The sequence below is a fragment of the Cedecea neteri genome, from assembly GCF_000758305.1.
Lineage (GTDB): Bacteria > Pseudomonadota > Gammaproteobacteria > Enterobacterales > Enterobacteriaceae > Cedecea > Cedecea neteri_C.
Window position 1 is genome coordinate 1,292,422 of the sequence record NZ_CP009458.1, and the last position, 22,141, is coordinate 1,314,562.

General features: G+C 55.0%; 20 protein-coding genes. 15 read left to right on the forward strand and 5 right to left on the reverse strand.

What is annotated here, in order from left to right:
• Positions 1-64: 64 nt before the first annotated feature.
• From uvrD to corA, 3 genes are all read left to right on the forward strand, one after another.
• Positions 65-2,227 (forward strand): DNA helicase II, encoded by a 2,163-nt coding sequence (gene uvrD / locus LH23_RS06060; protein WP_039289227.1) that lies wholly within the window; start codon positions 65-67, stop codon positions 2,225-2,227.
• Between the two features lie 149 nt (positions 2,228-2,376).
• On the forward strand, positions 2,377-2,433 hold the full coding sequence (gene ysgD, locus LH23_RS24425; RefSeq protein ID WP_353591484.1) for a YsgD/CorL family protein: 57 nt from the start codon (positions 2,377-2,379) through the stop codon (positions 2,431-2,433).
• A gap of 165 nt (positions 2,434-2,598) precedes the next feature.
• On the forward strand, positions 2,599-3,549 hold the full coding sequence (gene corA, locus LH23_RS06065) for a magnesium/cobalt transporter CorA (RefSeq protein ID WP_039289228.1): 951 nt from the start codon (positions 2,599-2,601) through the stop codon (positions 3,547-3,549).
• A gap of 33 nt (positions 3,550-3,582) precedes the next feature.
• Here the strand turns inward: corA and rarD are convergent, their stop codons facing one another.
• Positions 3,583-4,485, reverse strand: a complete 903-nt coding sequence (gene rarD, locus LH23_RS06070; RefSeq protein ID WP_039289229.1) for an EamA family transporter RarD — start codon at positions 4,483-4,485, stop codon at positions 3,583-3,585.
• A 52-nt stretch (positions 4,486-4,537) separates the two neighbouring features.
• Entirely contained in the window at positions 4,538-5,008 is a 471-nt protein-coding gene (yigI, locus tag LH23_RS06075) for an acyl-CoA thioesterase YigI (RefSeq protein WP_008455502.1), read from the reverse strand.
• Between the two features lie 168 nt (positions 5,009-5,176).
• Between yigI and pldA the strand changes: the two genes are divergently transcribed.
• The 3 genes from pldA (at position 5,177) to rhtC (ending at position 8,621) form a co-directional block, all read left to right on the forward strand.
• Positions 5,177-6,043, forward strand: coding sequence for a phospholipase A (pldA, locus tag LH23_RS06080; RefSeq protein WP_039289230.1), 867 nt, complete (start codon positions 5,177-5,179; stop codon positions 6,041-6,043).
• A gap of 63 nt (positions 6,044-6,106) precedes the next feature.
• A complete protein-coding gene (gene recQ / locus LH23_RS06085; protein WP_039289231.1) occupies positions 6,107-7,936 on the forward strand; it encodes an ATP-dependent DNA helicase RecQ in 1,830 nt (609 codons plus the stop codon).
• Between the two features lie 64 nt (positions 7,937-8,000).
• Positions 8,001-8,621 carry a threonine export protein RhtC gene (gene rhtC, locus LH23_RS06090; RefSeq protein ID WP_039289232.1) on the forward strand — a complete coding sequence of 207 codons (621 nt, stop codon included), beginning with the start codon at positions 8,001-8,003 and terminating at the stop codon, positions 8,619-8,621.
• Here rhtC and rhtB read toward each other — a convergent pair whose 3' ends face one another.
• Positions 8,622-9,242, reverse strand: coding sequence for a homoserine/homoserine lactone efflux protein (gene rhtB, locus LH23_RS06095; RefSeq protein WP_008455495.1), 621 nt, complete (start codon positions 9,240-9,242; stop codon positions 8,622-8,624).
• Positions 9,243-9,342: 100 nt separating this feature from the next.
• Between rhtB and pldB the strand changes: the two genes are divergently transcribed.
• The 3 genes from pldB (at position 9,343) to LH23_RS06110 (ending at position 12,180) form a co-directional block, all read left to right on the forward strand.
• A complete protein-coding gene (gene pldB / locus LH23_RS06100) occupies positions 9,343-10,335 on the forward strand; it encodes a lysophospholipase L2 (RefSeq protein WP_039296415.1) in 993 nt (330 codons plus the stop codon).
• A 27-nt stretch (positions 10,336-10,362) separates the two neighbouring features.
• Positions 10,363-11,169 (forward strand): sugar/pyridoxal phosphate phosphatase YigL, encoded by an 807-nt coding sequence (yigL, locus tag LH23_RS06105; RefSeq protein ID WP_039289233.1) that lies wholly within the window; start codon positions 10,363-10,365, stop codon positions 11,167-11,169.
• A 111-nt stretch (positions 11,170-11,280) separates the two neighbouring features.
• A complete protein-coding gene (locus LH23_RS06110; protein ID WP_039289234.1) occupies positions 11,281-12,180 on the forward strand; it encodes a carboxylate/amino acid/amine transporter in 900 nt (299 codons plus the stop codon).
• Here LH23_RS06110 and metR read toward each other — a convergent pair.
• Positions 12,068-13,021, reverse strand: coding sequence for an HTH-type transcriptional regulator MetR (metR, locus tag LH23_RS06115; protein WP_039289235.1), 954 nt, complete (start codon positions 13,019-13,021; stop codon positions 12,068-12,070). The two genes, LH23_RS06110 and metR, sit on opposite strands and share 113 nt — an antisense overlap.
• Before the next feature lie 238 nt (positions 13,022-13,259).
• Between metR and metE the strand changes: the two genes are divergently transcribed.
• Positions 13,260-15,521 carry a 5-methyltetrahydropteroyltriglutamate--homocysteine S-methyltransferase gene (gene metE / locus LH23_RS06120; protein WP_039289236.1) on the forward strand — a complete coding sequence of 754 codons (2,262 nt, stop codon included), beginning with the start codon at positions 13,260-13,262 and terminating at the stop codon, positions 15,519-15,521.
• 37 nt (positions 15,522-15,558) lie between these two features.
• On the opposite strand, the gene LH23_RS06125 is transcribed toward metE, so the two are convergent.
• Entirely contained in the window at positions 15,559-16,386 is an 828-nt protein-coding gene (locus LH23_RS06125; RefSeq protein ID WP_039289237.1) for a dienelactone hydrolase family protein, read from the reverse strand.
• Positions 16,387-16,640: 254 nt separating this feature from the next.
• Here LH23_RS06125 and udp point away from each other — a divergent pair, with 254 nt between their 5' ends.
• The 5 genes from udp to ubiB all read left to right on the forward strand — a co-directional run bounded on the left by udp (position 16,641) and on the right by ubiB (position 22,095).
• On the forward strand, positions 16,641-17,402 hold the full coding sequence (gene udp / locus LH23_RS06130; protein WP_008455474.1) for a uridine phosphorylase: 762 nt from the start codon (positions 16,641-16,643) through the stop codon (positions 17,400-17,402).
• A gap of 141 nt (positions 17,403-17,543) precedes the next feature.
• Positions 17,544-18,977, forward strand: coding sequence for a DNA recombination protein RmuC (gene rmuC / locus LH23_RS06135; protein WP_039289238.1), 1,434 nt, complete (start codon positions 17,544-17,546; stop codon positions 18,975-18,977).
• Positions 18,978-19,068: 91 nt separating this feature from the next.
• Positions 19,069-19,839: a bifunctional demethylmenaquinone methyltransferase/2-methoxy-6-polyprenyl-1,4-benzoquinol methylase UbiE gene (gene ubiE, locus LH23_RS06140; RefSeq protein ID WP_008455469.1), complete on the forward strand. Its 771-nt coding sequence runs from the start codon at positions 19,069-19,071 to the stop codon at positions 19,837-19,839.
• A gap of 13 nt (positions 19,840-19,852) precedes the next feature.
• Entirely contained in the window at positions 19,853-20,458 is a 606-nt protein-coding gene (gene ubiJ, locus LH23_RS06145) for a ubiquinone biosynthesis protein UbiJ (protein ID WP_039289239.1), read from the forward strand.
• Entirely contained in the window at positions 20,455-22,095 is a 1,641-nt protein-coding gene (gene ubiB, locus LH23_RS06150) for a ubiquinone biosynthesis regulatory protein kinase UbiB (protein ID WP_039289240.1), read from the forward strand. Before ubiJ ends, ubiB begins: the two co-directional genes overlap by 4 nt.
• The last annotated feature ends 46 nt before the right edge of the window (positions 22,096-22,141 follow it).

Genomic DNA, 22,141 nt, shown 5'->3' on the forward strand with positions numbered 1-22,141 from the left:
AGCAACTCTGTACAAATCACCAGTAGTTGGCTGAGCCAACTCTTTCTCTTTTTCGGCGGTGCCAATGGACGTTTCTTACCTGCTCGACAGCCTCAACGACAAACAGCGCGAAGCGGTTGCCGCCACGCGTAGCAATATGCTGGTGCTGGCCGGGGCGGGCAGTGGTAAGACGCGTGTGCTTGTGCACCGCATTGCGTGGTTGATGACGGTCGAAAACTGTTCGCCGTACTCCATCATGGCGGTAACCTTTACCAACAAAGCGGCGGCGGAAATGCGCCACCGTATCGGTCAACTGATGGGCACCAGCCAGGGCGGCATGTGGGTGGGTACCTTCCATGGCCTGGCACACCGCCTGCTGCGCGCGCACCACATGGACGCCAACCTGCCGCAGGACTTTCAAATCCTCGACAGCGAAGATCAGCTACGTTTGCTGAAGCGCCTGATTAAAGCGATGAACCTGGACGAGAAACAGTGGCCGCCGCGCCAGGCGATGTGGTACATCAACGGCAAAAAGGACGAAGGCCTGCGTCCGCATCACGTTGAAAGCTACGGTAACCCGGTGGAGCAAACCTGGCAGAAGGTATACCAGGCCTATCAGGAAGCCTGCGACCGCGCCGGGCTGGTGGATTTTGCTGAGCTATTGCTGCGAGCCCACGAGCTGTGGTTAAACAAGCCGCATATCCTGAACCATTACCGCGAACGCTTCACCAACATCCTGGTGGACGAATTCCAGGACACCAACAGCATTCAGTATGCGTGGATCCGCCTGCTGGCCGGTGATACCGGCAAAGTGATGATCGTGGGCGATGATGACCAGTCGATCTACGGCTGGCGCGGGGCGCAGGTTGAAAACATCCAGCGCTTCCTGAATGACTTCCCGGGGGCACAAACGATTCGTCTGGAGCAAAACTATCGCTCGACGAACAATATTCTGAATGCAGCCAACGCCCTGATCGCCAATAACTCTGGCCGCCTCGGCAAAGAGCTGTGGACCGACGGCAGCGACGGCGAACCTATCTCGATTTACTGCGCTTTCAACGAACTGGATGAAGCCCGCTTCGTGGTTAACCGTATTAAAACCTGGCAGGAAAACGGCGGGGCGCTGGAGCAATGCGCCATTCTGTACCGCAGCAACGCCCAGTCGCGCGTGCTGGAAGAGGCGCTGCTGCAGGGCAGTATGCCGTACCGCATTTACGGCGGGATGCGCTTCTTCGAACGTCAGGAGATCAAAGACGCACTTTCCTATCTGCGCCTGATTGCCAACCGCAACGACGATGCGGCCTTTGAACGCGTGGTCAATACGCCAACCCGCGGCATTGGTGACCGCACGCTCGACGTCGTGCGCCAGACCGCGCGCGACCAGCAGCTAACGCTGTGGCAATCTTGCCGCCTGCTGCTGCAGGAAAAAGCGCTGGCCGGTCGTGCGGCGTCTGCCCTGCAGCGCTTTATGGAGCTGATTGACGCGCTTGCCCATGAAACGGCGGATATGCCGCTGCACGTCCAGACAGACCGGGTGATTAAAGATTCCGGCCTGTTCATTATGTATGAACAGGAGAAAGGCGAGAAAGGTCAGACTCGAATTGAGAACTTAGAAGAGCTGGTGACGGCCACGCGCCAGTTCAGCTACAACGACGAAGACGAAGATCTGATGCCGCTGCAGGCGTTTCTCTCCCACGCCGCGCTGGAAGCGGGAGAAGGTCAGGCGGATACCTGGCAGGATGCGGTGCAACTCATGACGCTGCACTCGGCCAAGGGTCTGGAGTTCCCGCAGGTGTTTATCGTAGGGATGGAAGAAGGCATGTTCCCGAGCCAGATGTCCCTCGACGAGGGCGGCCGTCTGGAAGAAGAGCGCCGTCTGGCCTACGTGGGCGTAACCCGTGCAATGCAAAAGCTGACGCTGACCTATGCGGAAACTCGCCGCCTGTACGGCAAAGAAGCCTACCATCGTCCGTCTCGCTTTATTGGCGAGCTGCCCGAAAACTGCGTGGAAGAGGTTCGACTGCGCGCAAGTATCAGCCGCCCGGTCAGCCATCAGCGTATGGGCACACCGATTGCGCAGAACGATTCTGGCTTCAGCCTGGGGCAGCGCGTACGCCATCCTAAGTTCGGTGAAGGCACCATCGTGAACCTGGAAGGCAGCGGGGAGCACAGCCGCCTGCAGGTGGCGTTCCAGGGGCAGGGAATCAAGTGGTTAGTTGCCGCTTATGCGCGTCTGGAAACCGTGTAACCTACAGAAATTAATTATAATTTTCTGTGGGTGGGCTACCCTTAATATGTCACTGGCATGAACTTGTTCAGCCGTGTCCCGTTGCGTGTTGACGCCATATTAGTGGTGGCGTAACATGCGCGCACGAATACGCTAAGAGGACACTCGCCTTGGACACACCCAGTAGATGCTGGCTCAATAACCTGTCATCCAGGTACAACTTCTAAGGCTATCCTCTGATGCTGATAGCCTTCGTGGTTGTCAGCGACCTCGTGTATTTTCATTCCGTCGCCCCTTGAGTCAGACTGTTTAATGGTCTGAAACCTCTATTGTTTCTGTCTGTGTGCCAACCGAATTGTCCCTGATCTTTTTTTGCATTGGGAGTCCCGGTCATGCTGAGCGCATTTCAACTGGAAAATAATCGCCTTGCCCGCATTGAGCTGGACGAGACGGATACCCTTGCCAATTCGGTATGGGTCGATCTCGTCGAGCCGGAAGAGAGCGAGCGAGAGCGAGTGCAAACGGAACTTGGCCAAAGCCTGGCAACCCGACCAGAGCTGGAAGACATCGAAGCGTCCGCGCGTTTTTTTGAGGACGAAGACGGCCTTCACATTCACTCCTTTTTCTTCTTTGAAGATGCCGATGACCACGCCGGTAACAGCACGGTCGCTTTTACCATTCGTGAAGGCCGCTTGTACACGCTGCGTGAACGTGAGCTACCTGCGTTTCGCCTTTACCGCATGCGCGCCCGCAATCAGTCCATGGCGGACGGCAACGCGTGGGAGCTGCTGCTGGATCTGTTTGAAACCAAAATCGAACAGCTGGCGGATGAAATCGAAAACATTTATAGCGATCTGGAACAGCTTAGCCGCGTGATCATGGAAGGGCATCAAGGCGATGAATACGATGCCGCGCTTTCGACGCTGGCGGAGCTGGAGGATATCGGCTGGAAGGTTCGCCTGTGCCTGATGGATACCCAGCGCGCGCTGAACTTCCTGGTGCGTAAGGCACGTTTGCCGGGCAGCCAGCTGGAACAGGCTCGCGAAATCCTGCGAGACATCGAATCCCTGCTGCCGCATAACGAATCCCTTTTCCAGAAGGTTAACTTCCTGATGCAGGCGGCGATGGGCTTTATCAACATCGAGCAGAACCGCATCATCAAGATCTTCTCGGTGGTTTCGGTTGTCTTCCTGCCGCCAACGCTGGTGGCATCCAGCTATGGGATGAACTTCGAGTTTATGCCTGAGCTGAAGTGGAGCTTTGGCTACCCCGGCGCGATTATCTTTATGATGCTCGCTGGCTTAGCGCCTTATCTCTACTTTAAGCGTAAGAACTGGTTGTAAGAAAAAAGGAGCCAAAAGGCTCCTTTTTCACTTCTATTTCAGCGACGTTGCTTTCGTGCGCCGCTGAGTATAAATCGCATCGGCAATAAACAGCGCCAGCGCCGCCCAGATAAAGCCAAAAGTAATCAGCTTATCTTCAGTCACTACCTCGCCGTAGAACGTCACCGCCAGCAGGAACATCAGCGTCGGCCCCAGATACTGGAAGAAGCCCAACGTTGAAAGGCGCAAGCGGGTTGCGGCCGCAGTAAAGCAAAGCAGCGGCACCGTGGTGATCACCCCGGCGGCAATAAGCATCAGGTTCAGCGTCCACGGGTTCATTCCCATATGGCTGGTGGCGCTATCGGCGATACCAAACAGATAAATACCCGCGATCGGCAGCAGCCACAGCGTTTCAAACAGCATCCCAGTTTGTGCATCTACGGCAATCTTTTTGCGGATCAGGCCATAGAAAGCGAAGCTGAAGGCCAGACCCAGGCCGATTATCGGCAGCGAACCGAAAGTCCAGAGCTGAACCAGCACGCCACAGAAGGCCAGCAATACCGCGACCCACTGCATCCGCCGGAAGCGTTCACCCAAAAACAGCATCCCCAGCAGCACGTTCACCAGCGGGTTAATGAAGTAACCCAGGCTGGCTTCCAGCATGTGCTGGTTATTCACCGCCCAGATATAAAGCAGCCAGTTACCGCCAATCAGCACCGCGCTTAACGCCAGCGCGAGGATCTTTTTACGGTTCTGGCAGGAGCGTTTCACCTGCGGCCACTGGCGGCAGACGGTGATCAGCGCCAGCATAAAGAAGAACGACCAGATAACGCGGTGGGTTAGGATTTCTGTCGCCGGTACATAGTGAATCAGTTTGAAATATACCGGCGCGATGCCCCAGATAAAGTAGGCCGTCAGGGCAAGCAAGATCCCCTGACGTGTCTGTTTCGGATCCATGAAAAAAACTCAGTAAAAAAATAGTGAGCAAATAATAACAGGGTTTACATCCTTACCCTACCATGTAGGTAGCCGTTGCACTGGCGATGTGCAGTTGATCCTGGTTATGCAGTTCTACGCGCGCCACGGCAACTTTATTACCGGCACGCAGGAGGCTACTGCTGGCCGTGAAACGTTCTCCGCGTCCTGGACGCAGATAATCCACGCGCAAATCGATGGTGCCCATTTTTGACAGGCGCTGGCGAAGCTCGTCTTCGGTGATGGTGTCATGGCGCGTCAGCGTGCTGCCTACGCAGACCAGGCCTGCCGCCACGTCCAGCGCGGAGGCAATAACGCCGCCGTGCAAAATACTTTGCGCCCAGTTGCCGACCATCATCGGTTGATTGTTAAAGCTCAGTTGGGCGAACGCTTTTTCGTAGCGCTCCAGCTCCAGGCCAAGCGCGCGGTTGAACGGCATGTGGTACACGAAGATTTCGCCCACCAGCTTCAGGGCGGCTTCTGTGGTCAGTACAGGGGAAGACATCGTTCATTCCTCGAACAAATAACGAATAAGTTAACAAAGTGTGTAGTTTATGCTTCTCAATTGTTGCTTTCCACTTTCGGAACCGCAGAGGCGTGCTTTGGTGCATCCTGCTGTAAAATGTTTGGCGATAAATATTTAGACACTTTTTTGTTATGGAGAACGGGACTAATGCTGAAACCTCTGGGGTGGGGAGTAGCCGCGATGCTGCCTTTGACCGCCTTCGCACAAGAAACCACCATCGATAAGATCCACGACAAGCCCGCGGTGCGCGGCAGTATCATTGCTAACCTGCTGCAGGAACACGACAACCCTTTCACGCTGTACCCGTACGACACGAATTATCTGCTGTACACCTGGACCAGCGATATGAACAAAGAGGCAATCAGCTCTTATGACTGGGCCAGCAACGCGCGTAAAGATGAGGTGAAGTTCCAGCTCAGCCTGGCCTTCCCGTTGTGGCGCGGTATTTTGGGGGATAACTCCGTGCTGGCCGCCTCCTATACCCAAAAATCCTGGTGGCAGCTGTCTAACCGCAATGAATCCTCCCCGTTTCGTGAAACCAACTACGAGCCTCAGCTATTCCTCGGTTTCGCAACGGATGCAACGTTTGCGGGCTGGACGTTGCGAGATGTTGAGTTTGGCTATAACCACGATTCAAACGGTCGTTCTGACCCAACCTCGCGCGGCTGGAACCGCCTGTACACCCGCCTGATGGCACAAAACGGCGACTGGCAGGTGGAAGTGAAACCCTGGTATGTGGTGGGGAGCGTTGAGGACAACCCGGATATCACCAAATACATGGGCTACTACCAGCTTAAGGTTGGCTATGCGCTGGGTGAGGCTATTTTCAGCGTGAAGGGGCAATACAACTGGAACAGCGGCTACGGTGGAGCAGAATTTGGCGTGAGTTACCCGATCTCGAAAAACGTTCGCTTCTATACCCAAGTCTACAGCGGCTACGGTGAATCGCTCATCGATTATAACTTTAACCAGACACGGGTTGGCGTAGGCGTTATGCTAAACGATCTTTTCTAAAGCATTGCAGTTTCTCTTCCAGGCGCTGAAAATGGCGCCTGAATTTTAGGTAGTGGGGATAGCGTGGCACAGGCGGAAGTAATCAATCAGGCGTCGCTGGCGAGACAGGTTCTGCAGGATACCTTCGGGTATCAACAGTTCCGTCCGGGTCAGGAAACCATCATCGACACGGTGCTGGAGGGGCGTGACTGCCTGGTAGTGATGCCGACCGGTGGCGGTAAATCCCTGTGTTATCAAATTCCTGCGTTGGTGTTTGGCGGCCTGACAGTGGTGGTCTCCCCGCTGATTTCCCTGATGAAAGACCAGGTCGATCAGCTGCTGGCGAACGGCGTGGCGGCGGCCTGCCTTAACTCGACCCAAACCCGCGAACAGCAGCTGGAAGTGATGACCGGCTGCCGTACCGGGCAAATTCGCCTGCTGTATATCGCCCCTGAACGCCTGATGATGGACAATTTTATTGACCATCTCAGCAACTGGCAGCTTTCGATGGTGGCGGTCGATGAAGCCCACTGCATTTCACAGTGGGGACACGATTTCCGCCCGGAATATGCCGCCCTTGGTCAGCTTCGCGAGCGGCTACCTGCGGTGCCGTTTGTGGCGCTGACGGCCACGGCGGACGACACCACCAGGCTCGATATCGTGCGCCTGCTGGGGCTTCACGATCCGTTTATCCAAATCAGCAGCTTCGACCGGCCGAATATTCGCTACATGTTGATGGAAAAGTTTAAGCCGCTCGATCAGCTCACCCGCTATATTCAGGAACAGCGCGGTAAGTCCGGGATTATTTACTGCAACAGCCGGGCAAAAGTGGAAGACATCGCCGCCCGGCTGCAAAGCAAAGGCATCAGCGCCGGCGCTTATCACGCAGGGCTGGAGCATCAGGTTCGCGGTGACGTGCAGGAAAAATTCCAGCGCGACGATCTGCAAATAGTGGTCGCTACCGTCGCGTTTGGCATGGGTATAAACAAGCCGAACGTGCGTTTTGTCGCCCACTTCGATATTCCCCGCAACATCGAATCTTACTATCAGGAAACGGGCCGTGCCGGGCGTGATGGCCTGCCTGCGGAAGCGATGTTGTTTTACGACCCAGCGGATATGGCCTGGCTGCGTAAATGCCTTGAAGAAAAAGCGCCAGGACAGCTGCAGGACATCGAGCGCCATAAGCTCAACGCCATGGGCGCGTTTGCCGAAGCGCAAACCTGTCGCCGCCTCGTGCTGCTGAACTACTTCGGCGAAGGTCGTCAACAGTCTTGCGGCAACTGCGACATCTGCCTCGATCCGCCTCGTCGCTATGACGGCCTGATGGACGCGCAAAAAGCGCTGTCCTGCATTTACCGTGTCGGCCAGCGCTTTGGGATGGGCTATGTGGTTGAAGTGCTGCGTGGGTCTAACAATCAGCGTATCCGCGACCTTGGTCACGATAAGCTGAAGGTTTACGGTGAAGGCCGTGAACATACGACGGAGCACTGGGTCAGCGTGATCCGCCAGCTCATCCATCTCGGCGTGGTGACGCAAAATATCGCTGCACACTCGGCGCTGCAGCTCACGGAAGCGGCTCGCCCTTATTTACGTGGTGAAGAGCCGCTGATGCTGGCGGTACCGCGCGTCGTCGCTATTAAGCCGCGTGCCAGCCAGAAAGTCTTTGGTGGCAATTACGATCGCAAGCTGTTCGCCAAACTCAGAAAGCTGCGTAAATCTATCGCGGATGAAGAAAACATCCCGCCTTATGTGGTATTCAACGATGCCACACTGATTGAAATGGCGGAACAGATGCCGCTGTCGCCGGGCGAGATGCTGGGCATCAACGGGGTGGGGACGCGCAAACTCGAGCGCTTTGGCCGCCCGTTTATGACGCTGATTCGCGACCACGTTGACGGCGTGGATGAAGAGTAGCCTGCCGCGAGGAAAAGTGGCAGGATAATGACTCTTCGAATTATCTGCACGCGAGCTATTCCCTATGTTAATGCTATTTCTGACCGTGGCTCTGGTGCACATCGTTGCCCTGATGAGCCCGGGTCCTGACTTTTTCTTTGTTTCCCAGACTGCCGTAAGCCGCTCTCGCAAAGAGGCAATGATGGGCGTGCTGGGGATCACCGCTGGCGTCATGGTTTGGGCGGGCGTGGCGCTGCTTGGCCTGCACCTGATCCTCGAAAAAATGGCCTGGCTGCATAACATCATCATGGTCGGCGGCGGGCTGTATCTGTGCTGGATGGGTTATCAGATGCTGCGCGGCGCATTCAAGAAAGAAGTTAAAGGCGAAGAAACGCCGAAAGTTGAGCTGGCGAGCGGTGGAAAGAGCTTTGTGAAAGGGCTGCTGACGAACCTGGCTAACCCGAAAGCGATTATCTACTTCGGCAGCGTGTTCTCGCTGTTTGTTGGCGACAACGTAGGCAGCGCTGAGCGCTGGGGCCTGTTTGTGCTGATCGCGATTGAAACATTCGCCTGGTTCACTATCGTGGCGAGCTTGTTTGCCTTACCAAAAATGCGTCGCGGCTATCAGCGCCTCGCCAAATGGATCGACGGTATGGCGGGCGCTCTGTTCACCGGCTTTGGTATTCACCTGATCATCTCCCGATAATCAGGCCTGGCGCGCTCCTGCAAGCAGCGCGCCAACCAGCATAAATAGCGACCCGAAGACCCGGTTCAAGGCTTTCATCTGGCGCGGCCCCTTAATCCAGGCGGCAATTCTCTTGGCCAGGGTCGCGTAGCCAATCATCACAATAATATCGACGACGACTGTGGTAACACCGAGCACAACGTACTGCATCGCCTGGGGTTGATGCGGGACGATAAACTGCGGGAACAGCGCGGCAAGAAACACGATGCTTTTCGGGTTGGTCAGGTTAACAAACACCGCTCGCTTGAACAGTTTGCTGCGCGGTTGCGTGGTGGCCAGCGTGTTTAAATCCAGCGCGCCAGCGGCTCTCCATTGCTGGATCCCCAGCCAGATAAGATAGGCCACCCCTGCCCATTTCAGGACTTCAAAGGCCAGCAGCGAACGTGAAAACAGGGCGCCAAGCCCAACGCCGACCAGCACAATATGCAGCGCCAGCCCGGTTTGCAGTCCGGTAATTGACGCAGCCGCACCGCGATAGCCATGGCTGATGGCGGTGGTCATCGTATTGATGGCACCGGAGCCGGGGGAAAGGCTAAGAATTATTGTGGTTAGCAGATAGGTAAACCACCACTCGAAGGTCATGCGAAACTCCCTGAACGCGCGCTTTTATGCCACAATACGCTATTGTTGATAAGCGTGCCACGGGCCCTAAAAAAACCACAGATACCTGATGCCGACCCCTATGTCTCAGCATAAAAATGGATGGTTAGAACGGGAAGGCGCATTTGCTGCTTTTGCCACAGGCCCACTGACGGACTTTTGGCGCAAGCGGGAAGAGCGCGAATTCACCGGCGTGGATGACGTGCCGGTTCGCTATGTTCGCTTCTGTTCGGCGCAGCACGATCGCGTGATTGTTGTCTGTCCTGGCAGAATAGAAAGCTACGTGAAATATGCTGAGCTGGCGTATGACCTTTTCCACAGCGGGTTTGATGTTTTGATCATCGACCACCGCGGGCAAGGGCGTTCAGGACGAATGCTGTCGGACTCCCATCGTGGCCACGTCGTCAACTTTAGTGACTATGTCGAAGATTTTGACCGCTTTTACCAGCAGGAAGTGGCGTCAGGGCACTGGCGTAAACGCTATCTGTTGGCCCATTCGATGGGCGGCGCGATTGCCGCGTTATGGCTACAGCAAGCACCGGACGCTTTTGATGCGGTCGCGCTCTGCGCCCCGATGTTTGGTATTATCCTGCGCTGGCCGGAATGGATGGTGCGCCATATTCTTGACTGGGCCGAAGGGCATCCACGTATTCGGGAAGGATACGCCATTGGGACGGGCCGCTGGCGCGCGCTGCCGTTTAGCGTTAACGTCCTGACCCACAGCGAAGAGCGATACCGCCGCAGCCTGCGTTTTTATGCTGATGAGCCAGCATTGCGGGTGGGCGGGCCAACGTTCCATTGGGTACGAGAAGGGATCCTCGCCGGAGAAAAGGTGTTAGCAGGAGCCACTGCTATTACCACGCCGATCTTTTTACTCCAGGCGGAAGAGGAGCGAGTGGTCGATAACCGCGCGCACCAGCAATTCTGCGAAATTATGGCCGCGGCGGGCCACCCTTGTGAGGGGGAAACACCTTACGTCATTGAAGGCGCGTATCACGAGATCCTGTTTGAGAAGGACGCTATGCGAGCCAGAGCATTGTCTGCCGTGCTTGAGTTTTTCGACCGGCATAACTAATTGAAAATATCTCTCCAGAGGATCCCTATGTACCATGTTGTTGCTTCAGATTTAGATGGCACCTTGCTGTCTCCCGATCATTTCCTCTCCGCTTATGCGAAAGAAACGTTAAAGCTGCTCACTGCGGAAGGCGTTAACTTTGTTTTTGCGACCGGCCGACACCATATCGACGTGGCGCAAATTCGTGACAACCTTGAGATCAAGGCGTACATGATCACCTCGAACGGGGCGCGTGTGCACGATACCGACGGTAACCTGTTCTTCTCTCACGATCTCGACCATGACATCGCTCAGGACTTGTTTGGCGTGGTGCATAACAACCCGGACATCGTGACCAACGTCTACAAAGGCGACGAGTGGTTTATGAACCGCCACCGCCCGGAAGAGATGAAATACTTCCAGGAAGCTAAATTCAGCTACACCCTGTTTGAGCCGGGCCTGCTGGAAGCTGACGGCGTCAGCAAAGTATTCTTTACCTGCGACGATCATGACACACTGCTGCCGCTGGAGCAGGCAATTAACGCCCGCTGGGGTGATCGCGTGAACGTCAGCTTCTCGACGCTGACCTGTCTGGAAGTGATGGCGGGCGGTGTTTCCAAAGGGCACGCGCTGGAAGCCGTCTCGAAAGCGATGGGTTACAGCCTGAAGGATTGCATTGCCTTCGGTGACGGTATGAACGACGCCGAGATGCTGAGCATGGCGGGCAAAGGCTGCATCATGGGCAACGCTCACCAGCGCCTGAAAGATCTGCTGCCTGAGCTGGAAGTCATCGGCACCAACGGCGATAACGCCGTGCCACACTATCTGCGCAAGCTGTTCCTCAAGGCGGAGTGATCGGCCAATGACGAGTGGTTTATTAATAACCACTCGTCAACTAAATAGTTAAGCCAATGTAGCATCCTCTCAGTACAATGGCGCAATCTTGTTCGTTGTGGATTGCTCATTGTGCCATTACTCATCATTACCACCATTCTGTGGGCCTTCTCGTTTAGCCTGATTGGGGAATACCTCGCCGGGCATGTGGACAGCTATTTCTCGGTGCTGATGCGCGTTGGCCTGGCGGCGTTGGTGTTTCTGCCATTCCTGCGTTTTAAAGGCTACCCGCTCAAAACCCTGCTGCTTTACATGCTGGTGGGGGCGCTACAGCTGGGTGTGATGTACCTCTTCAGCTTCCGCGCTTACCTCTATCTCACGGTATCCGAATTCCTGCTTTTCACGGTAATGACGCCGCTGTACGTCACGCTGATCTACGACTTACTGAGCGGCAATAAACTGCGCTGGGGCTATGCGCTGAGTGCGGGGCTGGCGGTGATTGGTGCGGCGATTATTCGTTACGACAAAGTGAGCGATCATTTCTGGATTGGCCTGCTGCTGGTGCAAGGGGCCAATATCTGCTTCGCCATCGGCATGGTGGGCTACAAGCGCCTGATGGAAACGCATCCGATGCCGCAACACTGTGCATTTTCGTGGTTCTATCTGGGGGCGTTTATTGTCGCTGTTGTGGCCTGGTTTGCGCTTGGCAATCCGCAGAAACTGCCCACCACGACGCTACAGTGGGGGATTTTGGTCTGGCTTGGCGTGGTTGCTTCCGGACTGGGCTATTTTATGTGGAACTACGGTGCAACGCAGGTGGATGCCGGCACGCTCGGCATCATGAACAACGTGCATGTCCCGGCCGGGCTGCTGGTGAATCTTGCTATCTGGCAGGAGCAGCCCCACTGGCCGAGCTTTATTATTGGGGGAACGGTGATAATGGCCTCGCTATGGGTACATCGCCGATGGGTCGCTCCGCGTTCTTCACAAACGGTAAATGGTCGCAGGCATGCTGGCGCGTCGAGCGAATAAATGCCTCAGTCACCGGCTGGCGCTGTTCGCCGTCGCGTACCGCGGCGTAGAGCCGGCTCCATAAACCTTCACCCAGGGTTCTGGTGACAATCAGGCCCTGGTGCTCAAAGCTTTCCACCACCCAATGCGGCAGGGCAGCAATCCCCATCCGCGCCGACACCATCTGAATCAGCAGCAGCGTGTTATCGACGTTTTTCAGTGACGGGCTAACCCCTGCTGGCTGCAGGAAATGACGCCAGATATCCATGCGTTCACGCTGTACCGGGTAGATGAGCAGCGTTTCAAGCGTTAAGTCATCAGGCTCAATGCTCTCTTTCTTCGCCAGTGGGTGGTCGGTCGCCATCACCAGGCGCACTTCAAAATCAAACATCGGCGAATAATGTAACCCGCTGCGCGGCAAAATATCGGAAGTCAGAACGATATCCAGCTCGCCCTGCTGCAGCGCAGGCTGCGGATCAAAAGTGACGCCGGATTTAAAGTCCATCTCCACCTGCGGCCAGTGCTGGCGGAAATTCTCCAGCGCAGGCGTCAGCCACTGAATACAGCTGTGGCACTCAATTGCAATGCGCAGTCGAGTCTGGTGCGGCTCATTGCAGGCCTGCAGGGCTCGGCCAATCTGCGGCAACACTTGTTCCGCCAGCTGCAGCAGGATTTCCCCCTGCGGCGTAAAGCGAAGTGGCTGACTTTTACGGATAAACAGGCGGAAGCCGAGCCGCTGCTCCAGATCGCTGAACTGGTGAGAGAGGGCCGACTGAGTCTGATGCAGGGCGGCAGCAGCGGCGGCCAGCGAACCGCTGTGTCGTAACGCTTGCAGCGTCCGCAGGTGTTTAATCTCGATCATGAAAGTCCTTCACTTCGGCATGAACAAATTGCGCTTGAGGATTATACAGTACCTGCTGATTATAGAAGTGTAAACATCTGGACGTCTAAATCCAGCGTCTTTCGAATTTATGGCGCGTTGGTTTCACTCACTTACACCGGTCACTTACTTATGTAAGCTCCCGGTGATAAGCGAGCTTACCGCCTTCCCTAAATCCGAAATCCATCTGGATTAAGCTTATAAATAAAGAGGCGATAATATGACAATCCATAATCACACCCTGGGGTTCCCTCGCGTCGGCCTTAAGCGCGAGTTGAAAAAAGCACAGGAAAGCTACTGGGCAGGGAATACTTCCCGCGAAGAATTACTGGCGGTTGGCCGCGAACTGCGTGCCCGCCACTGGGACCAACAAAAACAAGCTGGCGTCGAATTACTGCCGGTAGGCGATTTCGCCTGGTACGACCATGTTCTGACCACCAGCCTACTGCTCGGTAACGTACCGGCTCGTCATCAGAACAAAGACGGCAGCGTCGATATCGATACGCTGTTTCGCATCGGCCGTGGCCGTGCACCAACTGGTGAGCCTGCCGCCGCCGCAGAAATGACCAAATGGTTCAATACCAACTACCACTACATGGTGCCGGAATTTACTAAGGGACAGCAGTTCAAACTGACCTGGACGCAGCTGCTGGAAGAAGTCGACGAGGCACTTGCGTTGGGCCATAAGGTGAAACCTGTCCTGCTTGGGCCAGTGACTTACCTGTGGCTGGGCAAAGTGAAAGGTGAACAGTTTGATCGCCTGGGCCTGTTGAAAGATATTTTGCCGGTCTACCAGCAGGTGCTGGCCGAATTGGCGAAGCGTGGCGTTGAGTGGGTACAAATCGATGAGCCTGCGCTGGTGCTGGAGCTGCCAAAAGCATGGCTGGATGCCTTCAAACCCGCTTACGACGCGCTGACCGGCCAGGTGAAGCTGCTGCTTACCACCTACTTCGAAGGCGTAGGGCCAAACCTGAACACCATCACCGAGCTGCCGGTGCAGGGTCTGCACGTTGATTTTGTGCATGGCAAAGATGACGTGAATGACATCCATAAGAAACTGCCTGCAAACTGGCTGCTGTCTGCAGGTGTTATCAATGGTCGTAACGTCTGGCGTGCCGATCTGACGGAGAAATATGCTCAGTTAAAAGATCTGGTGGGTAAACGTGAATTGTGGGTGGCATCTTCCTGCTCCCTGCTGCACAGTCCAATCGATCTGAGCGTAGAAACTCGTCTGGATGCCGAAGTGAAAAGCTGGTTTGCTTTTGCTCTGCAGAAGTGTGCCGAGCTGTCTCTGCTGACTGAAGCGTTAAACAGCGGGAATACCGCAAAAATTGCTGAATGGAGCGCACCGATTCAGGCTCGTCGCCAGTCCAAACGTGTGCACAATGCCGCTGTCAGCGAGCGTCTGGCTAAAATTACCGCCCAGGATAGCCAGCGCCAGAATGCTTACACTGCCCGTGCAGCAGCCCAGCGTGAACGTTTCAACCTGCCAGCCTGGCCAACAACGACCATCGGCTCCTTCCCGCAAACAACTGAAATTCGCGGCCTGCGCCTGGACTTCAAAAAAGGCAAGCTGGACGCCAACAACTATCGCACCGGTATCGCCGAACATATTAAACAGGCGATTGCAGAACAGGAACGTCTGGGCCTTGATGTACTGGTTCATGGCGAAGCCGAGCGTAACGACATGGTCGAGTATTTCGGCGAGCATCTTGACGGCTTCGTCTTTACTCAAAACGGCTGGGTGCAGAGCTACGGCTCCCGCTGCGTGAAGCCACCGATTGTTATCGGTGATATCAGTCGCCCGGAGCCGATCACCGTTGAGTGGGCCAAATACGCGCAGTCCCTGACCGACAAACCGGTTAAAGGCATGCTGACCGGTCCGGTAACGATTCTTTGCTGGTCCTTCCCGCGTGAAGATGTTTCCCGTGAGACTATCGCGAAGCAGATTGCGTTGGCCTTGCGTGACGAAGTAGCGGATCTGGAAGCCGCAGGTATCGGTATCATCCAGATTGATGAACCCGCTCTGCGTGAAGGTTTGCCGCTGCGCCAGTCTGACTGGCAGGCTTATCTGGAGTGGGGCGTGGAAGCCTTCCGTCTGAACGCCGCCGTGGTGCGAGATGACACCCAAATCCACACCCACATGTGCTACTGCGAGTTCAACGACATTATGGACTCCATTGCGGCGCTGGATGCGGACGTGATCACCATCGAAACTTCCCGTTCCGATATGGATCTGCTGGAGGCGTTTAAAGAGTTCGAGTACCCGAATGAAATCGGGCCGGGGGTATACGACATCCACTCTCCAAACGTTCCAGATGTGCAATGGATTGAAGCCCTGCTCAAGAAAGCGGCGGAATCCGTTCCGGCAGAGCGCTTGTGGGTTAACCCTGACTGCGGCCTGAAAACCCGTGGCTGGCCGGAAACCCGTGCGGCGCTGGCAAACATGGTACAAGCGGCTCAGAATCTGCGCACTGCTTGATGCTAAGAGTAAAGGGGGCTTTTAGCCCCCTTTCTTATTACTTCCTCACGCCATAGCGTTTAAACCACGCCAGCATTCTTTCCCAACCATCTTTGGCCGACTCTTCATGGTAGCTCGGGCGATAATCTGCGTTAAAAGCATGCCCGGCTTCCGGGTAAATAATGATTTCCGCATTGGCATTGGCCGCTCTTAGTGCCTGGCGCATGGTCTCAACGCTTTCCTGAGAGATCCCGGTATCCTGGCCACCATACAGGCCTAGCACTGGCGCATTAAGATTGACGGCGATATCTACCGGGTGGTGATGAGAGTTCAACGTCTTTTCACCTGTCAGCTTGCCGTACCAGGCGACGGCCGCTTTGAGCTGTGGATTGTGTGCCGCATAAAGCCAGGCGATTCGCCCGCCCCAGCAAAAACCGGTGACCATCAGGCGGTGCGCGTCGCCGCCGTTGCGTGAAGCCCAACTTGCCACATGGTCAAGATCGCCCAGCACCTGGTTGTCCGGCACTTTTGAGACCAGGCCGCTTAGCAAGGTGGGAATATCGGCGAAGTCACCCGGTTCGCCCTGGCGAAAATAGAGCTCCGGGGCAATGGCCAGGTAGCCTTCAAGCGCTAGCCGGCGACAGAGATCGCGGATATGTTCGTGTACGCCAAAAATCTCCTGAATGACAATAACGACCGGCAGCGGGCCATCGGCATTTTTGGGCCTGGCGTGGTAAGCCGGCATATTGTCGCCCTGGCTTGGAATTGACGTTTCCCCAGAAAGAATAGCGTCGTCCGGCGTTAGCAAAGCGGTGGGGGCGATGGGTGAGGCCGCCGGTGCGAAACCTTCGCCCGGTGTGTTATGTGTTGTTTGCTTTTGTTTCATGGTTTTCTCCGAACCAGCATTAGCGCAGTGTGATAACTATAGCCAGGATTAGTAGCAAATCTGTCGGGCAAAAAACGCCGTCAAAGTTCAAAAAATAGCCCGATCGACACCTAATTGTGATGCCGATCGCATATAAACATACAAATAATGTAATTTGTTTCATTCAAAGTGAGCGTCATCACGAAATTATGCTCAGGGGTTCTGTAAAGTGTCGCTTTGCTTCTCCTGAAACCTACTCAACAGAGGAGTCTGTTATGTCCAAGTCTGATGTTTTCCATCTCGGCCTCACTAAAAATGACCTGCAAGGGGCTACGCTTGCCATCGTCCCAGGCGATCCTGAGCGTGTGGAAAAAATCGCCGCGCTGATGGACAAGCCGGTTAAGCTGGCTTCCCACCGTGAATTCACTTCCTGGCGCGCCGAACTCGACGGCAAGCCGGTTATCATCTGTTCTACCGGTATCGGCGGCCCATCGACCTCTATTGCTGTTGAAGAACTGGCGCAGCTTGGCATCCGTACTTTCCTGCGCGTCGGGACGACCGGGGCGATTCAGCCGAACATCAACGTGGGCGATGTGCTTGTGACCACCGCCTCCGTTCGCCTTGATGGTGCCAGCCTGCACTTCGCGCCTATGGAATACCCGGCTGTGGCAGACTTCGCATGTACCACTGCGCTGGTTGAAGCGGCAAAAGCCGTGGGCGCAACGACGCACATCGGCGTGACCGCATCCTCCGACACCTTCTACCCTGGGCAGGAGCGTTACGACACGTTGTCCGGCCGCGTGGTTAGCCGCTTCAAAGGCTCAATGAAAGAGTGGCAGGAAATGGGCGTGATGAACTATGAAATGGAATCCGCCACTCTGCTGACCATGTGTTCAAGCCAGGGCCTGCGTGCGGGTATGGTTGCTGGAGTAATCGTGAACCGTACTCAGCAAGAGATCCCTAATGCGGAAACCATGAAGAAAACGGAAAGCCACGCGGTGAAAATCGTGGTCGAGGCGGCGCGTCGCCTGCTGTAGTTTTGCTTTTCCGTTCATAAGGCCGGCGCTCGCCGGCTTTTTTTATGCTTTGCGCGCTCCCTTCCGGAAAATCCCTTTTCATCTGGACATTTATACAGCAGAATTTTATTTTGCCGATGTTGATATCGTTTTGGGGGATGCATGGATATTTCACTGTTGTTTGGGCTGGGCATCGGGCTGGTGGGCTTGCTGACCGGCTGGCTTATCGCCAGTCTGCGTGCGGCACAGCGGCTGTCGGCTTTACATGAAGAACAGCGTGAAATCTACGGTGAGCTTACAGCCGCGCGGCAGGAGCTTCAGCAAAACCAGCACTGGCGGGAAGAGTGCGACCAGCTTAACCGTGAAGTCCGCACCCAAATGGAAATTAACAGCGGGCAGGAAGCAGATATCCGTGAATTAACCACATTGCTGGAGCAAACGCGCCTCAATGCTGAAGACAAGCACCGTCAAATGCTCAATAGCGAGCAGCGCCTGAATGAGCAGTTTGAGAATCTGGCCCACCGTATTTTTGAGCAAAGCGGGCGCAAAGTTGAAGAGCAGAACCGCCAAAGCCTGAACATGTTGCTCTCTCCACTTCGTGAGCAGCTCGATGGTTTCCGTCGCCAGGTCCAGGAAAGTTTTGGTCAGGAGGCCCGTGAACGCCATACGCTGACGCACGAAATCCGTAACCTGCAGCAGCTCAATGCACAAATGGCGCAAGAGGCGCTCAATCTCACCAAAGCGCTAAAGGGCGACAACAAAACCCAGGGTAACTGGGGGGAAGTGGTGTTAACTCGGGTACTGGAAGCTTCTGGCCTGCGTGAAGGCCATGAGTATCAGACTCAGGTGAATATCCAGCTCGAAAATAACAGCCGCATGCAGCCGGATGTTATCGTTCGCCTGCCGCAGGGCAAAGACGTTGTTATTGATGCAAAAATGACGCTGGTGGCCTACGAGCGTTACTTCAATGGTGAAGATGAACTCACGCGTGAAAGTGCGCTGAATGAACACATCGCCGCTATCCGCAGCCATATTCGCCTTCTGGGTCGTAAGGATTACCAGCAACTGCCGGGATTGCGTTCCCTGGACTACGTGTTGATGTTTATTCCCGTTGAGCCCGCTTTCCTGCTGGCTATCGACAGACAGCCTGAACTGATTAGCGAGGCGCTGAAAAATAACATTATGCTGGTGAGCCCGACGACGCTGCTGGTGGCGTTGCGCACGATTGCTAACCTGTGGCGCTATGAACATCAAAGCCGTAATGCCCAACAAATCGCCGACAGGGCGGGGCGACTGTACGATAAAATGCGCCTGTTCGTGGATGATATGTCTGCCATTGGGCAAAGCCTTGATAAGGCCCAGGACAACTATCGGCAGGCGATGAAAAAGCTTTCGTCCGGGCGTGGGAATATCCTGGTTCAGGCTGATGCGTTTCGCGGGCTTGGCGTAGAAGTCAAACGTGAGATGAATCCAGATCTGGTTGAACGCGCTCGTCAGGAAGATGAGGATGATTCGGCGCGACTGGGCCATGAGGGCGAAGAACCTGAGGCTGAATTCGATGCTTTGTCTTCATTGCGCACAGGTGAAGAGCGTTAAACTGAGGCTGAGTAGCACGGTTGAATCATAGGGCTTTCGCGCCCATTCTGTTACACTTCCCGAACATTTTCTTGATTAAGCAGGCATTGAGATGGTTGATGAATCCCAGGAGTCCGGATCCCAGGAAACAACGCACTTTGGCTTCCGTACCGTAGCTAAAGAGCAAAAGGTCGATATGGTGGCGAACGTGTTCCACTCTGTTGCGGCGAAATACGACGTAATGAACGACCTGATGTCTTTTGGTATCCACAGGTTGTGGAAACGCTACACGATAGATTGTAGCGGTGTGCGTCGTGGCCAGCGCGTGCTGGATCTTGCGGGCGGTACGGGCGATCTGACGGCGAAATTTTCTCGTCTGGTCGGTGAGACCGGTGAAGTCGTATTGGCCGATATTAACGATTCGATGCTGAAAATGGGGCGTGAAAAGCTGCGCAATATCGGCATTGTGGGGAACGTCAGATACGTGCAGGCTAACGCCGAAGCGCTGCCATTCCCGGACAACACCTTTGACTGCATCACCATCTCCTTTGGCCTGCGTAACGTCACGGATAAAGACGCTGCATTGCGCTCTATGTTCCGCGTGCTCAAACCCGGTGGCCGCCTGCTGGTGCTTGAGTTCTCGAAACCGGCTTTCGAGCCGCTGAACAAAGCCTACGACGCGTATTCCTTCCACATTCTGCCGCGCATCGGTGAAATGGTCGCTCAGGACGGCGAAAGCTATCGCTACCTGGCAGAATCCATTCGCATGCACCCGGATCAGGAAACGCTGAAAGGCATGATGGAAGAAGCCGGGTTTGAAAACACCACCTATTACAATATGACCGGTGGGATTGTCGCCCTGCACCGTGGCTATAAATTCTAACCAGGGAGCCGCGATGCCATTTATGTCGCTGATGACTGCCGGAATCGAAGGTGTGCTGAACACCTTCCTTTGGCGCGATCGTAGCCTGAAATCCGCGCGTCAACGCCTGCAGGGCAAGACGTTGCGCGTTAACCTGAAAGAATTTTCAGCGCCGCTGGTGCTGGTGTTCAGTGAACAACAGCTGGACGTCCTGAGCCAGTGGGAAGGTGAGGCGGATTGCAGCGTCACAATCCATATCGGCGTGTTGCCGAAACTGCGCGATCGCCAGCAACTTACCACCCTGATTCGCAGCGGTGAACTTGACGTGGCGGGTGACATTCAGGTTGTACAAAATCTGGCATCGCTGATGGACCTCGCGGAGTTTGACCCTGCTGAACTGCTGGCCCCGTATATAGGCGATATTGCTTCTGAAGGTATCAGTAAGTTTGCGCGTCATGGCGGCAAGCTGTTGAAAAAAGGATTTATCCGCAATCAGCAGTATCTGGGGGAAGCGCTCACTGAAGAGTGGCGTGTGGCGCCGGGTTCTCTCGAAGTGGCCTGGTTCGCAGAGGAAACTGAAGCGCTGGCACGCTCGGTGGACGCACTCAGCCAACGGCTTGATAAGCTGGAGGGCAAATGACGCCAGGAGAAATTCGCCGCCTTTATTTCATTGTCCGTACCTTCCTGAGCTATGGTCTCGATGAGCTGATTCCCAAAATGCGCATTACGCTGCCGCTGCGTTTGTGGCGGCGTTGCCTGTTCTGGATGCCTAATCGTCACCGCGATAAGCCTTTGGGGGAGCGCCTTCGCCTTGCGCTGCAGGAGCTTGGGCCCGTTTGGATCAAGTTTGGCCAGATGCTTTCCACCCGTCGCGATCTGTTCCCACCGATCATTGCCGATCAGCTGGCTATGCTGCAGGACAGAGTTGCGCCCTTTGACGGCGCGCTGGCGAAAAAACAGATTGAACTGGCGATGGGCGGCATTCCCGTTGAAAGCTGGTTCGATGATTTTGACATCAAGCCTCTGGCCTCCGCCTCCATTGCTCAGGTGCACACCGCACGCCTGAAAGAGAGCGGCAAAGAGGTGGTGATTAAGGTCATTCGGCCTGACATCCTGCCGGTGATCAAAGCCGATATGAAGCTTATCTATCGCCTTGCTCGCTGGGTACCTCGACTGCTGCCGGATGGCCGACGTCTTCGCCCGCTGGAAGTGGTGCGTGAATACGAAAAAACGCTAATCGATGAGTTAAACCTGCTGCGTGAAGCGGCCAACGCCATCCAACTTCGCCGTAACTTCGAAAACAGCCCGATGCTGTATGTGCCGGAGGTTTATTCGGATTACTGCAGCGAGAGCATGATGGTGATGGAGCGGATTTACGGTGTTCCAGTTTCTGACACCGTTGCGCTTGAAGCGCAGGGCACCAACATGAAACTGCTAGCTGAACGGGGCGTGCAGGTCTTCTTTACCCAGGTATTCCGCGACAGCTTCTTCCATGCGGATATGCACCCGGGCAATATTTTCGTAAGTTACGAGCATCCGGAAGATCCGCAATACATTGGTATCGACTGCGGCATTGTGGGCTCACTGAACAAAGACGATAAGCGCTATCTGGCAGAAAACTTTATTGCCTTCTTCAACCGGGATTACCGCAAAGTGGCCGAGCTGCATGTGGACTCCGGCTGGGTGCCGGCAGATACGAATGTCGAAGAGTTCGAGTTCGCTATTCGCACCGTTTGTGAACCTATTTTTGAGAAACCTTTGGCTGAGATTTCCTTCGGTCACGTACTGCTGAATTTGTTCAATACCGCGCGCCGTTTCAACATGGAAGTTCAACCACAGCTGGTTTTACTGCAAAAGACCCTTTTATATGTCGAAGGCGTCGGTAGGCAGCTTTATCCGCAGCTAGATCTGTGGAAAACGGCGAAACCTTTCCTGGAAAGCTGGATCAAAGATCAGGTTGGTATTCCTGCTCTGGTACGCGCTTTCAAAGAAAAAGCCCCTTTTTGGGTGGAAAAAATGCCGGAATTGCCGGAACTGGTGTACAACAGTTTGCGCCAGGGCAAGCAATTACAGCTTAGCGTTGATAAAATTCAGCGCGACCTGCAACTTCATCACGTGCGGCAGGGACAGTCGCGTTACCTGTTCGGCATCGGTGCCACGCTTATACTGAGCGGGACGCTGCTGCTGATCAACAAACCTGAGTGGGACTTTATGCCTGCCTGGTTGATGGCAGGGGGAATCGTTGTCTGGCTGATTGGCTGGCGGCGCTCTGCCTGAACTTTAATCGGAATTAACGGGTGATTGCCGTATAATAGCGGTTCTC